We start from the raw sequence: 15,179 nt of genomic DNA on the forward strand, positions 1-15,179 counted from the left end.
GCCAGCATTGCCACCTCCCCCCACCCCGCGGGGCCAAATAGTCCACTCTCGCGGAGGGGAGGGGCACGAGCATGGTGACCGGTCGTGGGGCGGGCCTGCCGGCCGATCCTGACCCGATCCTGACCCGAGTCGACACAGTTTCCCCACCCGTAACCTGCCGGCCCTAAACTGGGGCATCGCGCCCGGACCAGGTACTCCGGCGCGGACGAGGAGCGCGCGTGCAGATCCAGCCCGACCAGAACGTGCTCGCGGCCGGAACGAAAGCCACGCCCGTGCGCACCCTCGTCGACATCCTCGCCGCCACGGCCGGGGCTCACCCGGGCGCGCTCGCGCTCGAAGACCAGGATGGCGCGATCAGCTACCGCGAGCTGATCAGCCTCGTCTCCGAGCAGGCGTCGCGATTGAGCGAGATCGGGGTGCGCCGGGGAGACAAGGTCGGCATCCGGATCTCCTCCGGAACCCGCGAGCTGTACATCTCCATCCTCGCCATCCTGGTCGTCGGGGCGGCCTACGTGCCGGTGGACGCCGACGACCCGGATGAGCGCGCCCGGCTCGTCTTCGGCGAGGCCAGGGTCATCGGCGTCATCGGCCTGACCGGCCGGTTTGAACTCGTCCGCTCCATCGACGCGGCGGCGCTCGCCGAACGCCCGCTTCCCGCCGAGGATGACCTGGCCCTCGCCCAGGCGCCGGGGGTCATCCCGACGCCGGACGACGACGCCTGGGTCATCTTCACCTCCGGGTCGACCGGGGTGCCCAAGGGCGTCGCCGTGACCCACCGTTCCGCGGCCGCTTTCGTCGACGCCGAGGCCGGGCTGTTCCTCCGCACCGAACCGATCGGCCCGGCCGACCGGGTGCTGGCGGGACTGTCGGTGGCCTTCGACGCATCCTGCGAGGAGATGTGGCTGGCCTGGCGCAACGGCGCCTGTCTCGTCACCGCCCCCCGCGCCCTCGTGCGGTCCGGCGCCGACCTCGGGCCATGGCTGATCGCCCACGGCGTGACCGTGGTGTCGACGGTGCCCACCCTTGCCGCCCTCTGGCCCGATGAGGCCCTCGAGCAGGTGCGACTGCTCATCTTCGGTGGCGAGGCCTGCCCGCCGGAACTCTCCGCGCGCCTCGTCACCCCCGGGCGCGAGGTCTGGAACACCTACGGCCCCACCGAGGCCACCGTCGTCGCCTGCGCTGCGCTGCTCGACGGCACCGATCCCGTGCGAATCGGCCTGCCCCTGCACGGCTGGGACCTCGCCGTGGTGGATGCCGCGGGAGCCCGGGTGGCGCACGGCGGCATCGGTGAGCTCATCATCGGCGGAGTCGGACTCGCCCGCTACCTCGACCCGGCCAAGGACCGGGAGAAGTACGCGGCCCACCCCGGTCTCGGCTGGGACCGCGCGTACCGCAGCGGCGACCTGGTCCGGTTCGACCGCGAGGGCCTCGTCTTCGTGGGCCGGGCCGACGACCAGGTCAAGCTCGGCGGCCGGCGGATCGAGCTCGGCGAGATCGAAGCCGCCCTGCGCTCCCTGCCGGGCGTGGCCGGCGCGGCCGCGGTCGTGCAGCGCACCCCCGCGGGCAACCAGGTTCTCGTCGGCTACCTTGCGCTCGCCGACGGGGCGGCGGCCTTCGACCGCGTCGCGGCCACCGACCGGCTCCGCGCCGAGCTCCCGGCTGCCCTCGTGCCTCTGCTCGCCCTCGTCGACGAGCTGCCGACGCGCACCTCCGGCAAGGTCGACAAGGCCGCGTTGCCCTGGCCGCTCCCCGCCAGCGCCGGCCGGGAGACGGTAGCGATGACGCCCACCGCGACCTGGCTGGCCGGGCACTGGGCCGCGATCCTCGGTGTGCCCGTCGGGGGCCCGGATGCCGACTTTTTCGCCCACGGCGGCGGCTCGCTCTCCGTCGCCCAATTCGTGTCCGCGATCCGGGAGCGTTTTCCGGACACGCGCATCTCCGACGTCTACGACCAGCCGCGGATCGGCGCGCTCGCCGACGAACTCGACTCCAGGGTGCCCCCGGCCCCGACGGTTGAGCGGCAGGTTCTGCCGGTGCCCGCGCGCAGCCGGATCGCGCAAACTCTGCTCGGCGTGCCCCTGCACGTGCTCGTCGGCGCGCGCTGGCTCGTGTTCCTCTCGGCGGCGAACAACCTGCTCGCGACCTGGGGCGGGGCGGCCTTCGCGCCGACGATCTCCTGGTGGTGGGTCACCCTCGGTTTCGTGCTCTTCGTCACCCCGCCGGGAAAGATGGCCATCTCCGTCGTCGCGGCCAGGCTGCTGCTCCGCGGCGTGACGCCGGGGGACTATTCGAGGGGCGGCTCCGTTCACCTGCGCCTCTGGCTGGCCGAGCAGGTCGCGCTGCTCATCGATGCCGCGAGTCTGGCCGGCGCTCCCTGGATCAGCTACTACGCCAGGGCGCTGGGCGCCCGGGTCGGCGAGGACGTCGACCTGCACGCGCTCCCGCCGGTCACCGGGATGCTCACCATCGGGGCGCGCGCCGCGATCGAGCCGGAGACCGACCTCGCCGGCTATTGGCTCGACGGCGACGTGCTCCGGCTCGGCCACGTGCAGATCGGCGCCGACGCGACCGTCGGCGCGCGCAGCACCCTGCTCGGTGGTGCCCGGATCGGAGCCGGCGCCGTGATCGACCCGGGAGCCGCCGTCTCCGGTGCGGTCCCCGCCGGAGAGCGGTGGGCCGGGTCGCCCGCCGTGCGGGTCGGTGCGGCCCGCGGGTCCTGGCCGGCCGAGCGCCCGCCGCGGGCCCGCCGCTGGCTGATCGCCTTCGCGGCCGGCGCGGTCGGAATGACCGCCATTCCCGCCGTGGCCGCGGCCCTCGGCGTGCTCGTGGTCGGCGCCGCAATCGGTGATGCCGCCACCCTCGCCGACGCGTTCCGGCGCGCCGCCCTGGCCGTTCCCCTCGCCGTCGTCGTCGCCGGGCTCGTCTACGCGACGCTGGTCGTCGCCGCGGTCCGGCTCGTCGGCGTGGGCCTGCGCGAGGGCTACTACCCGGTGCGCAGCCGGATCGGCTGGCAGGTCTGGATGACCGAACGCATCCTCGACGGCGCCCGCACCCTGTTGTTCCCCATCTATGCCAGCCTGCTCACCCCGGTCTGGCTGCGCCTGCTCGGCGCGAAGGTCGGCGCGGGGGTCGAGGCCTCGACCGTGCTGCTGATCCCGTCGCTGACCACCATCGCCCCGGCCGCCTTCCTCGCGGACGACACCATGGTCGCCTGTTACGAGCTCGGCGGGGGCTGGCTGCGGATCGGCCGGGCCAAGATCGGCCGGCGTGCGTTCCTCGGCAACAGCGGGATGGCCGGCCCGGGACGCACCGTACCGCGCAACGGGCTCGTCGCCGTGCTCTCCTCCACACCCCGCAAGGCCAAGCGGGGATCCTCCTGGCTGGGCAACCCGCCCGAGCGGCTCCGGCGGATGGTCACGGATGTCGACGAGGCCCGCACCTTCCGGCCGCCGGCCCGACTGCGTACCGCCCGCGCGCTCTGGGAGGTGTTGCGGATCGTGCCGGTCATTGTCACGGCCCTGATCGCGCTCGGCGTGCTCGCCGCCCTCGACGGGTTGTGGCTCGCCCTCGGTCTTGGCTGGACCGTTGCGCTTTCCGGGGTGGTCATGCTCGGCGGCGGCGCCGTCGCGGCCGGGATCACGACCGTGGCCAAGTGGACGCTGGTCGGCCGGATCACCGCGACGGAGCATCCGCTCTGGTCATCGTTCATCTGGCGCAACGAGGTGTCGGACTGTTTCGTGGAGATGGTGGCCAGGCCGTGGTTCGCCGCGAAGGCCGTCGGGAGTCCGGTGCTGTCGGTCTGGCTGCGCAGCCTGGGTGCTCGGGTCGGCCACGGGGTGTGGTGTGAAACCTACTGGCTGCCGGAGGCCGATCTGGTCTCCATCGGCGAGGGGGTCAGCGTCAACCGGGGCTGCGTCGTGCAGACGCACCTGTTCCACGACCGGATCATGCAACTGGACCGGGTGGACCTCGGTGCGGGGTCGACCCTCGGCCCGCACAGCGTCATCCTCCCGGCGGCCGCCGTTGACCAGGGAGCCACCGTGGGCCCGGCCTCGTTGGTGATGCGCGGCGAACGCGTTCCTGCCGGATCGCTCTGGTCCGGGAACCCCATTTCGCCGTGGCGCCGGCCACCGTGGCAGACTTGACCCCCACCATGCCTGACACTCCGCCCCAGACCTACGGCTCGGCTTCCGCCGGTGACGCCTACCTTCCCTCCAATGGCAACGGCGGTTACCTCGCCGAGCACTACGACCTCGACCTCGACTACCGGGTGGCCACGAACCAGCTGCGGGGCATCGCCACGATCACCGGTCTGGCATCGATGCGACTGGACCGGTTCAGCCTTGATTTCGACGGGCTCAGCGTCGACCGGGTCACCGTCGACGGGGCGCGGCCGCGGAAGGTCGCCCAGTCGTCTCGCAAACTGACCATCACCGTGGCGACCCCGATCGAGGCCGGCCAAAGATTCGAGGTGACGGTGCGGTACCGCGGCGCGCCGCATCCGCTGCACAGCATCTGGGGTGAGGTCGGCTGGGAGGAGCTGGACGACGGCGTGCTCGTGGCCGGCCAGCCCACCGGCGCGGCCTCGTGGTTCCCGTGCAACGACCACCCGAGCAATAAGGCGTCCTTCCGAATCCGGGTGGCCTGCGAGGACCCCTACACCGTCATCGCCAACGGAAACCTGATCTCACGGTCGTCCCGGTCGGGGCGCACCGCGTGGACGTTCGTCGTGGCGGAACCGATGGCCACCTATCTGGCCTCGGTGCTGATCGGCCGGTACCGCCGCACCGATGTGGCCGCTGCCCCGGTCGCCCACCGCATCTTCTTCCCGGCCAACCTCGCGCACGAGGTCGGCCTGGACTTCGCCCGGCTGGGCGAGATGATCGCCCTCTTCGGCGAGCTGTTCGGGCCGTACCCGTTTGACGCGTACTCCGTCGTCGTCACCGACGACGAACTCGAGATTCCGATCGAGGCCCATGGCCTCGCCGTCTTCGGCCGCAACCATGTCGGCGGGCTGCACGGCAGCGACCGGCTGATCGCGCACGAACTCGCCCACCAGTGGTTCGGCAACAGCCTGACCCTGGCCGTGTGGAAAGACATCTGGTTGCACGAGGGGTTCGCCTGCTACGCCGAGTGGCTCTGGGCCGAGGCGAGCGGTGGCAGGACGGCCGACGAAAGCGCCGCCTGGCACCGGGCCAGGCTCGACGCCCTGCCCCGCGACATCGTCGTCGGTGACCCCGGACCGCACGACATGTTCGATGACCGGGTCTACAAACGCGGCGCCCTGGCGCTGCACGCCCTGCGGCGCGAACTGGGCGACGCCGCGTTCTTCGGCGCGCTGCGGGCCTACACCCTGGCCCGCCGGCACGGCTCGGTCTCCACGAGCGACTTCATCGAATTCTTCACCGTGCACACCGGCAGCGGTGAGGTTCACCGCCTCGTCGACCGCTGGCTGTTCAGGACGGCGCTGCCCAAGCTCTGACCCGCCGCCATCGACCCTGACCAGGGGTTTCCCACGCCCTGCCGTTCCTCGGCCAGGTACAACTGGCTCAGTCAGGCGCCCTCGACGGCCACCACGCCGCCAATCGCGCCGTCAACGTCGGCGGCCGTCGCGTCCCGGGGGAGCACGCCGCTCACTCCGCGGGGGCAGGTCGCGGTCGGGCCAGGTCACGGATGTTTCGCTCGGCTACCATGCGCACCACCGGCGCCGCCGTGCCGCCAGGCGCCGACGTACCGCAGACCGCCAGCGCTCCGACCAGCCCCGGGCCGGCGTCGAATGTGACCAGGCGCGGCGTTCGTGCCGGCAGGCGTCCGTCGGGCGGCTGCCGACGGTCCCAGGTCACGGTCAGGGCCGAGGCCGCGAGATCTGCTTCGCCCCACGGGGAGGCCGCGCCGGTCTGCGCCGCCGGCAGGACGGTGAGTTCGGTCGGATCCACTCGCAGGCCGACGCCGACGGCCTTGAGTGTGGCCTCCTTGGCGGACCACATCCTGGCCCGCGCCAGCGGCGCGTTCTGTGGACGCGCGTACCTGAGCGCCTCGCGCTCGAGAGCGTTGAAGGCGACGTCGTCGAAATCGGTGCGGGATACGGCTGCGACGCCCTCGATGTCGATGCCGACGGGGCCGGCAAAGCTGAGGGCGACCGCGACAACGGTGCCCGCCCGGCTCAGACTGACCTCGAGCCGGCGTCCGGCATCGGCCTCCCGGGCGGCCCGATTGACGGGCTCCCGGGCGGCGGGGCGGATGCTCGGCCTGCCATGGTCCGTGCCGCCGCAGGTCGGGCAGCGCCGGTCGAGCGAGAGGGCGCCGGGGGCGGTGCCGAGGGCCCAGCCGGCGGCGGCCAGCAGGAAGGCGCGGTCGGCGGCATCCTCAGCGCCGCGCGCACCCAGCACGACGAAGACCTCGGCCGTTCCGTCGTCGCTCACGAGACCACGGTAGCGCTCGCGCGGGTGGTGCGCCCCTGCGCGGGTGGCACACCACCCGCGTAGTGGCGCACCACCCGCGGACGACGCCGGCTCCCCGCGGTGCGACACTGGAACCCGCAGACGAGGAGAACCGATGGCACTGATCGACAATGCGATCTACGTGGACGGCCGCAGGGCCGCCACCCCGGCAACGCTGGACGAGACCTACGAGGTCATGAAGGCGAACAACGGCTTCGCCTGGATCGGCATGTACCGGCCCTCAGAGCAGGAGGTGCGCTCGGTCGCCGGGGAATTCAGCCTGCATCACCTGGCCGTCGAGGACGCGCTCAAGGGCCACCAGCGGGCGAAGCTCGAACGCTTCGACGAGATCCTGTTCCTGGTGCTGCGGCCGGCCCGCTACATCGACGACGAGGAACGCGTCGAATTCGGCGAGCTGCATGTGTTCGTCGGACCGGACTTCGTCGTCACCATCCGCCACGCCGAATCCCCGAACCTGGCCAAGGTTCGCGAACGGATGGAGGCAACGCCCGAACTGCTGGCGTTCGGGCCTGAAGCGGTGCTGTACGCCATCCTCGACCAGATCGTCGACGAGTATGGGCCGGTCGTCGCGGGGCTCGAGAACGACATCGACGAGATCGAGGACCAGCTCTTCGACGGGAACGCCGAGGTGTCCCGTCGCATTTACGCGCTCTCCCGTGAGGTGATCGAGTTCCAGCGCGCCACCCAGCCGCTCGTGGGCATGCTCGAGGCCCTGCAGCGCGGCCTCGGCAAGTACAGCGTGGACGTCGAACTTCACCACCACCTCCGGGACGTGCTTGACCACACCCTGCGCGTCGCCGAGCGAGGCGACGCGTTCCGGCAGCTCCTCGACAACGCCCTGATCGTGCACAGCACCCTGGTCACCCAGCGGCAGAACGATGAGACCCGGCTGCTGTCCGAGACGAGCCTTGCCCAGAGCGAAGAGGTCAAGAAGATCTCCAGCTGGGCGGCCATCCTCTTCGCGCCCACCCTCGTCGGCACGATCTACGGCATGAACTTCAGCCACATGCCCGAGCTGAAATGGGTGTTCGGTTACCCGTTCGCGCTGGGCCTCATGGTCGCCATGGGGCTCGGCCTCTACGGGGTGTTCAAGAAGAACGGTTGGCTCTAGGCGACGCGGCTACCCCTGGGCCGCGCGCCAGGCCGCGACCTCAGCACCGAGCGACGCCTTCTCGGCAGGCGTCAGGAATGACGCCTCGATCCCGTTGTCGGCCAGCAGAGCCAGCCGGTCCGGGCCGAGTTCGAACTGGCGGTCGAGGGCGGCCAGATTGTCGTCGATGTAGCCGCCGAAGTAGGCCGGATCGTCCGAATTGATGCAGGCGAGCAGCCCGCGGTCGAGCATCCGCACGATCGGGTGGTCGGCCAGGGTGTCGATCACCCGGAGGCGCACGTTCGAGAACGGGCAGACCGTCAGCGGAATCCGATCCCGCACCAGCCGGTCCAGGAGAACCTCGTCCTCCAGGCTGCGGATGCCGTGGTCCACCCGCTCGACCCCCAGGAGGTCCAGGGCCTGCCAGACGTACGCGGGTGGGCCCTCCTCCCCGGCGTGGGCCACGAGGTGCAGCCCGTTCGCCCGGGCGAGTTTGAAGACCTCGGTGAAAAGCTCGGGCGGGTAGCCGACCTCGGCGGAGTCGAGCCCGATCCCGTCGATCCGGAAGTCGCTGGCCAGGATCTCCCCGAGCATGGCCAGCGCCTCATCGGCCGGCCGGTCTCGCAGGAAGGTCACGATCAGCTTCGTGCTGATGCCCCAGTCCGCCTCCGATGTGTCGAGGGCGTCGCGCACCCCGCCGAGGGCGGTGAGCAGCGGGATGCCCCGGCTGGTGTGGGCCTGCGGGTCGAAGAAGATCTCCGCGTGGCGCACCCCTGCCGTCCGCGCCCGCTCGAGGTAGGCCCGGGTCAGGTCGCCGAAGTCGACCCGTTCCCGCAGCACGTCGAGGTTGCGGTAGTACAGGTTCAGGAAGGACTGCAGGTCGTCGAACTCGTACTGCGCTCGCAGTTCGGGCAGCGACGCCCAGGGCAGGGTGACGGAGTTGCGGGCGGCCAGGTCGAAAATTAGCTCGGGTTCGAGGGTGCCCTCGATGTGCAGGTGGAGTTCGACCAGGGGAAGTTTCATGGACCCATTCTCGCAAGCGGATGCGCCCCGGGCGCGGCACCGCCGCCGCAGGCCCGTTTCGAACCGATTTTCCGCGAAATCCGGCGAAACCCGGGCCGCCTTGCGGGGATTCGGGTGAGTCTGACTTAGGGTGTCGATGTGTGGCGCCTCGATAGAAAACTAGATGATGACGGCATCCTGTCGGAAATTCAGGATGCTTCCCCCGCCGACCCGCACAATCTTGCCTCGGCGCATGCGGTCAGCCTCGGCGACCCGACCCTGGCGGTGGGCAATGTGGCGGAACCTGCCTGGCAGCGCTGGCGCGACGAGCTTGCCGAGGTCGGCGGTCGCTCTCCGCTGCTGCATTTCAGTGACGGCCCGCGCACCCGGATCGAGCTGAGCGCCACCCACCCGGGCGGACTACCGCAGTTCATCACCGGCAAGACCACCCTGCTCTCCAACCTCATCCGCGACGAGCTGGCGCTCCGCAACGCGCGCCTGGCCGCCGGCGAGATCACCCAGAAGGGGATCGAACTGAGGTCGATGCGCGGCATCGAGTCGGTTCACCTGGCGATCGGCCTGGCCGAATGGCGCCACAATGATGTCGACTACACCGCTCCGGTGCTGCTGCGCCCGCTCGCGATCCGCCGCTACGGCCGTGACTTCGAACTCAAGCTCAAGGGGGCGCCGTTCCTCAACCCGGAGCTGGCCCGCGCCCTGCAGAACCAGTTCCAGATCACCCTGGATGCCGACGCGTTCGTCGCGCTCGCGGTCACCAATGGCGCCTTCAAACCGCAACCCGTGATCGACCGGCTCCGCGGCCTCACCTCGCACCTGCCCTGGTTCAACGTGGTCCCGCGCCTCGTCGCCTCCTCGTTCGCCGACGTCGGACGGGCGCTCGCCGCCGATGCCGCCGTCCTGGACCATCCGCTGCTCGACGCGGTGGCGGGCAACCAGAATGCGCGCCGCGCCATCGAGACGGCTTACAACCCGGTGGTGCCGATCGGTCAGGATGCCCGGCCGCCGGCCACCGACACCCTGCTGCTCGACGCCGACTCAGAGCAGGAGAACGTGGTCGCCCAGATCGCGGCCGGCAACTCACTCGTCGTGAAGACCCTGCCCGGCACCGGCGGCACGCAGACCATAGTCAACGCGATCGGTACGCTGATCGGCCAGCACAAGCGCGTGCTCGTGGTCAGCGCCCGCCGGTCCAGCCTCGACGGCATCGCCCACCGCCTCGTGCAGGTGGGGCTGCCAGGCGTGGCCGTCACCCCCCGCACGCTGCGCCGGGACCTGATCGCGTCGATCACCCGCAACGAGAGAATCACTCAGCCGATGGTCGGCGATGTGGACGACGCCCTCGTTCGCCTGCGCAAGGTGCTGCTCGACTACCGCTCGGCCCTCACCCGCAGGGACAGCACGCTCGGGGTCTCGGTGCTCGACGCCCTGGGCGAGCTCGCCCGCCTCGCCCAACTTCCCTCGCCGCCCTCGACGACGGCCCGTCTCGACCGCCGTGCCCTCGAACGCCTGGCCCAGGGCCGCGCCACCGCCGCGGCGACGCTGATCAAGGCCGCCGCCCTCGGCGAATTCCGTTACGGACCCGACGATTCGCCCTGGTACGGTGCCTCATTCACCTCGACCGCGGACGCGTCCGCGGCTCACCAACTGGCCAAACGAGTCAATCAGGTCGAGTTGCCGCGACTGCTCGAGCGTGCGGCCGGTCTCGTCGGCCAGACCCGGTTGCGGCCGTTCGAGACGATCGCCGAACTCGGCATCTACCTGCGCTTGCTCCTGGACATCCGGGAAACCCTCGACAAGTTCCAGCCTGCCGTCTTCGACCGGTCGCTGGCCGAGTTGATCGCCGCCACCGGTTCGCGCCGGGAATCCCCGGAGATGCCCTCGTCGAGCCGCCGCCGGCTGCGCAGACTCGCCGAGGAATACCTGCGGCCCGGTGTGCACGTCAGCGATATGAACGAGAGCCTGCGGCGCATCCAGCAGCAGCGCACCCTGTGGCAGCGCTACGTGGTCGCCGGTGTCACTCCGGAGGTCCCGGTCGGCATCTCGGATGTCCACGTGGCCTTCCAGCGCGTCGCCGAAGACCTGGCGAGCCTGGACATCCCGCTCGGCACGGCCGGCACGACCCGCCAGCTCTCCACCCGCCCGGTCAAGGAGCTCATCTACACGATCTCCGGGCTGGCCGCAGAGAGCGAGGTGCTCGCGAACCTGCACGAACGCACCGCGCTGCTCGCCGCCCTCCGCGAGCACAACCTCGACCCGCTGATGACCGACCTGGCCCAGCGGCACGTCTCCGAGAAGGATGTTGCCGACGAACTCGAACTCGCCTGGTGGCAGTCCGTGCTCGAGACCATGCTCAGCGGCGACAAGGCCCTCCTCAACGCGAACACGCAGGTGCTCGACCGCCTCGAGGCCGACTTCAAGCTCGTCGACGAGGCCCACGCGTCCACGACCGGCCAACTGCTGGCCTGGCTCCTCGCCGAGACGTGGAAGATCGGCGTCGTCGACTGGCCGGACGAAGCCGACAACCTCCGCCGCCTGCTCCGCGCCGACCGGGCCACGCCCACCCGGCTGCACAAGGCGGCACCGCACCTGGGCAGGGTCCTGGCGCCGGTCTGGCTCGCCTCGCCCTATGAGGTCGCCGGCCTTGAGGCGCAGATGAGCTTCGACACGGTACTCCTCGTCGATGCGGGGGCAACCACCTTCGCCGAGAACGTCGGCTCGATCCGACGCGGCAAGCAGATCGTGGCCTTCGGTGACCCGGTCACCCAGACCCCGTCCGCCTTCGAGACCGGGATCAGTGAAGCCGGCGACGACCGGTCTGGCCAGGACACCAACGTCGACGCCCTCCACGCCGACTCCGCGCTCGCCCGGCTCGGCGAGCTTCTCCCCACGCTCACCCTCACCCGCAGCTACCGGGCCGGTGGCGAGGACCTCGCCGAACTCGTCAACCACCGCTTCTACGGCGGACGAATCGACTCCCTGCCCTGGGCGGGCAGCTTCCTCGGCCACGGCAGCCTCACCCTCAACTATGTCGCCGGCGGTCACGGCATGCCGGATGCCGACAGCGGGGCCGTCGAGAGCGTCGACGCCGAGGTCGCCAAGGTCGTCGAGCTCGTGATGGACCACGCCGTCAAGCGTCCCCGGGAATCGCTCATGGTCATCACGGCCAGCGCCCGCCACTCGGTGCGCGTGAACCAGGCGGTGCTCTCCGCGTTCTCCAAGCGCACCGACCTCTCCGACTTCATCCTCAAGGACCGGGCGGAGCCGTTCACGGTGCTCACCCTCGAGCAGGCCGTGGCGCAGAGCCGCGACCGGGTCATCTTTTCGATCGGCTACGGTCGAACCCCGCACGGGCGGTTGCTCACCAACTTCGGTTCGCTCGGCGAGCCGGGCGGCGAGCGGCTGCTGGCCATCGGCATGACCAGGGCGAGGCGGGCGATGGACATCGTCTCCTGCTTCCGTCCGGCAGACATCGACGAGGACCGCCAGCGTCACGGCATCCTCGCCCTGTCCCAGGTGCTCAGCGAAACCGAGGCGCGCCGCGCCGAGGCGCAGGTGCCCGACGCCAGTGAGGCCATGCTCGTCGACCTGGCCCGCCGCCTCGAACGCCGCGGTCTGACCGTTTCTCTCGGCCACCGTGGCAAGCTGGCCCTGGCCGGCTCCCACGCGGGCCGTGCCGTCGTCATCGAGACGGATGCGGTGGTCGGCCGGTCCAGCCTCCGCGAGTCGCTGAGGCTCCGCCCCGAGGTGCTGCGGCGCCTCGGCTGGCACTACCTGCGCGTGCACAGCTTCGAACTGTTCAGCAACCCCGATGCGGTCGCCGAGCGCGTCGCGGCCCTCGCCGGGGTCAAGCGAACCCCGACCGAATGACCGGGGACGCACCGGGAGGCGAGTCCACCGGTTCGACCGACGCTCCGCCGCGGCAGGCCGTCGTCAGGCAGCCGGGGAGGGCCCGACGTGCCAAGCTGATGCCCGCGCCGGATACCGATCCCAACCCGCACCCGCCGGTGCTGCGCGAAGAGGGCGGTGTCGCGCCCGCGGGCGGCGACGCCAAGGGCGCCCGCAGTGAGAATGAGGCCCGGCTGCGTCAGGACCGCCCGCCGCACTGGTAGCGTCGTCGCGGATCTGCCGCGGATCTGCCGCGCGAACGCCGGGACGCTAGGGCGCTTTGGAGGGCTGAGGAGCCTCGGCGGCCAGCAGGTCGCGGATCTCGGCGAGCAATTCCAGCTCGGTGAGCGGAGCCGCGGTCTCGGTGCCGGCGGGAGCCAGGGCGGCACGGCGGCGCTCCTGCGCTTCCTTCATCCGGTTGATCGGGAGCACGAAGACGAAGTAGACGACCATGGCGATGAGCAGGAAGTTGATGATCGCCGCGAACACGAGGCCGAAGGACAGGGTGCCGCCACCCGGCAGGGGGACCTGGAGCGAGGTCTTCAGGCTATCGGCGTTGAAGATGGAAGCGATGAGCGGCGTGAACAGCCCCTCAACGATGGCGGTCACGACCGCGGTGAACGCCGCGCCAATGACGACAGCGACCGCGAGGTCGATGACGTTGCCGCGCATGATGAATGCCTTGAAACCGTGAATCATGTGCAGATCTCCTCAGGAAGCGGCCGGGGTCGCCGCGGTCTTGGTGGTGGCGGGTGCCGCGGCCGGTGCGGCAGAGGTGGACTCGGGCTTTCCGGACGCGGCCGGGCTCTTCTCCGTCGGCGCAGGAGACGGTTTCGACTTGGCCTGCTGGGCGGACTTCGCGTCCGAACGGGCATCGTTCTGATAGAAACCCGACCCGGTGAAGCTCACACCGATCGACGAGAACACCTTGCGCAGCTTTCCGCCGCAGCTCGGGCACTCGGTCAGCGTGTCATCGGTGAACGCCTGCTGGATATCGAAGGCGGTGTCGCACTCGGTGCAACGGTAGGCATAGGTAGGCACTGGAACTCCGGCTTTGGGATCCGGGCCGCGAGGCGGACCGTGATCTCCGTTTGTGAATATGGTTCGTGGGTTAGAACGCGATGATGCGGGTGGGGGTGACCAGGCCGTTGACCGGCTGGTCGTGTACTTCGCGGGGTACCTCCTCGAGGTACTCGCCGTCGAACACGACGGCGTAGACCGGGGGGCACTTCTCCATCGACCCGAGGGTCTTGTCGTAGTAGCCGCGGCCCCAGCCCATCCGCAGGCCCGTACGATCGACCGCGGCCGCCGGCACGATGATGAGGTCGACGTCATTGATCGCGATCGGGCCCAGCAGTTCGCCGACCACCTCCGGCACACCGGCGAGACCCTCGATCTCGGTTTCATCCTCCCCGACGGTCCAGTCGAGCAGGCCGTCGTCACGAGAAACCGGGAACAGTACTCTGATGCCCTGGGCCTCGGCCCAGTTCACGAATGGACGGGTATTCGGCTCGTTGCGGGCCGACAAATAACAGGAAATCGACCGTGCGGAGAGGTCCAGCACGGTGTTCTGCAGGTTTTCCGTGAAGCCGGCCGTTGCGGCATCTCGCTCGGCGGCGGTCATATTCTGGCGGCGCTCCCGCAACTCGGCGCGGAGCGCCCGCTTTCGATGAGCGATGTCGGAGTCCATATAAGTCATCCTAGATGCCGCTAGCGTAGGGGTCATGGGTACACGTATAACGAAGGCCGTCATTCCCGCCGCTGGGCTGGGCACCCGATTCCTTCCCGCGACGAAGGCGATGCCCAAGGAGATGCTTCCCGTGGTCGACAAACCGGCCATCCAGTACGTGGTCGAAGAGGCTGCCGCCGCCGGCCTCCACGACGTGTTGATGATCACCGGCCGCAACAAGAACGCCCTGGAGAACCACTTCGACCGGATGACGGAGCTCGAGGCGATCCTGGAGAAGAAGGGTGACCAGAGCCGTCTGGCGAAGGTCAACTACGCGACGACCCTGGCCGACATGCACTATGTGCGTCAGGGCGACCCGCTCGGGCTGGGCCATGCGGTGCTTCGCGCGAAGATGCACGTCGGCAACGAGCCGTTCGCCGTGTTGCTCGGGGACGACATCATCGATGCCCGCGACCCGCTGCTGACCAAGATGCTGACCGAGCAGGGCAAGCGCAACGCGAGCATCGTCGCCCTGATGGAGGTCGATCCCTCGCAGATCCACATGTACGGTGCGGCCGCGGTCGAGCAGACGGACGACCCCGACGTGGTGCGGGTGACCGGACTGGTCGAGAAGCCCAGCGCGGCGGATGCCCCGTCGAACCTGGCGATCATCGGCCGGTATGTGCTCCGCCCCGAGGTGTTCGGGGTGCTCGAGCACACCCAGCCCGGCAAGGGCAACGAGATCCAGCTCACCGACGCCCTGCAGGAAATGGCCGGCACCCCCGAGGCCACCGGCGGCGTCTACGGCGTCATCTTCCGCGGCCGCCGTTACGACACCGGCGACCGCCTCGACTACATCAAGGCCATCGTGCAGCTCGCGATCGACCGTGAAGATCTCGGCCCCGAGCTGCGGCCCTGGCTGCGGGACTTCGTCGCCACCCTCGACTGAGGCGGGGCGGTCCGCCAGAGGCAGGGTGGCCCGGCTGAGGCGCGATGGCCAGGTCGGTCGGCTACATTTATGACACACCATGGGGCATGAAAAGACGGGCAG

Annotated in this window: 10 protein-coding genes; 5 read left to right on the top strand and 5 right to left on the bottom strand. The window is 70.2% G+C overall.

The annotated features are described in order from the left end of the window. The first annotated feature begins 218 nt into the window (after positions 1–218). Both QMG61_RS11040 and QMG61_RS11045 read left to right on the top strand, forming a co-directional pair. Entirely contained in the window at positions 219–4,145 is a 3,927-nt protein-coding gene (locus QMG61_RS11040; protein WP_283494379.1) for a Pls/PosA family non-ribosomal peptide synthetase, read from the top strand. An 8-nt stretch (positions 4,146–4,153) separates the two neighbouring features. Continuing rightward, positions 4,154–5,482: a M1 family metallopeptidase gene (locus tag QMG61_RS11045; protein ID WP_283494380.1), complete on the top strand. Its 1,329-nt coding sequence runs from the start codon at positions 4,154–4,156 to the stop codon at positions 5,480–5,482. Between the two features lie 151 nt (positions 5,483–5,633). Here QMG61_RS11045 and QMG61_RS11050 read toward each other — a convergent pair whose 3' ends face one another. After that, positions 5,634–6,422, bottom strand: coding sequence for a 4'-phosphopantetheinyl transferase family protein (locus tag QMG61_RS11050; protein WP_283494381.1), 789 nt, complete (start codon positions 6,420–6,422; stop codon positions 5,634–5,636). Between the two features lie 133 nt (positions 6,423–6,555). Between QMG61_RS11050 and QMG61_RS11055 the strand changes: the two genes are divergently transcribed. Beyond that, positions 6,556–7,572 (top strand): magnesium and cobalt transport protein CorA, encoded by a 1,017-nt coding sequence (locus tag QMG61_RS11055; RefSeq protein WP_283494382.1) that lies wholly within the window; start codon positions 6,556–6,558, stop codon positions 7,570–7,572. Positions 7,573–7,581: 9 nt separating this feature from the next. Here the strand turns inward: QMG61_RS11055 and QMG61_RS11060 are convergent, their stop codons facing one another. Beyond that, a complete protein-coding gene (locus QMG61_RS11060; RefSeq protein WP_283494383.1) occupies positions 7,582–8,574 on the bottom strand; it encodes an adenosine deaminase in 993 nt (330 codons plus the stop codon). Between the two features lie 138 nt (positions 8,575–8,712). On the opposite strand from QMG61_RS11060, the gene QMG61_RS11065 reads away from it, so the two are divergent. Beyond that, positions 8,713–12,441, top strand: coding sequence for an AAA family ATPase (locus QMG61_RS11065; protein ID WP_283494384.1), 3,729 nt, complete (start codon positions 8,713–8,715; stop codon positions 12,439–12,441). Positions 12,442–12,729: 288 nt separating this feature from the next. On the opposite strand, the gene mscL is transcribed toward QMG61_RS11065, so the two are convergent. The 3 genes from mscL to QMG61_RS11080 form a co-directional block, all read right to left on the bottom strand. Next, complete coding sequence (gene mscL / locus QMG61_RS11070; RefSeq protein WP_283494385.1) at positions 12,730–13,158, bottom strand: large conductance mechanosensitive channel protein MscL; 429 nt, start codon at positions 13,156–13,158, stop codon at positions 12,730–12,732. Between the two features lie 12 nt (positions 13,159–13,170). After that, positions 13,171–13,500, bottom strand: coding sequence for an FmdB family zinc ribbon protein (locus tag QMG61_RS11075; protein ID WP_283494386.1), 330 nt, complete (start codon positions 13,498–13,500; stop codon positions 13,171–13,173). A gap of 70 nt (positions 13,501–13,570) precedes the next feature. Then, positions 13,571–14,149: a 5-formyltetrahydrofolate cyclo-ligase gene (locus tag QMG61_RS11080; protein ID WP_283494387.1), complete on the bottom strand. Its 579-nt coding sequence runs from the start codon at positions 14,147–14,149 to the stop codon at positions 13,571–13,573. 34 nt (positions 14,150–14,183) lie between these two features. Between QMG61_RS11080 and galU the strand changes: the two genes are divergently transcribed. Further along, positions 14,184–15,077: a UTP--glucose-1-phosphate uridylyltransferase GalU gene (gene galU, locus QMG61_RS11085; protein ID WP_283494388.1), complete on the top strand. Its 894-nt coding sequence runs from the start codon at positions 14,184–14,186 to the stop codon at positions 15,075–15,077. The last annotated feature ends 102 nt before the right edge of the window (positions 15,078–15,179 follow it).

Origin of the sequence: Cryobacterium sp. PH31-AA6, from assembly GCF_030063195.1 — a bacterium.
In the GTDB taxonomy this organism is placed as follows: domain Bacteria; phylum Actinomycetota; class Actinomycetes; order Actinomycetales; family Microbacteriaceae; genus Cryobacterium.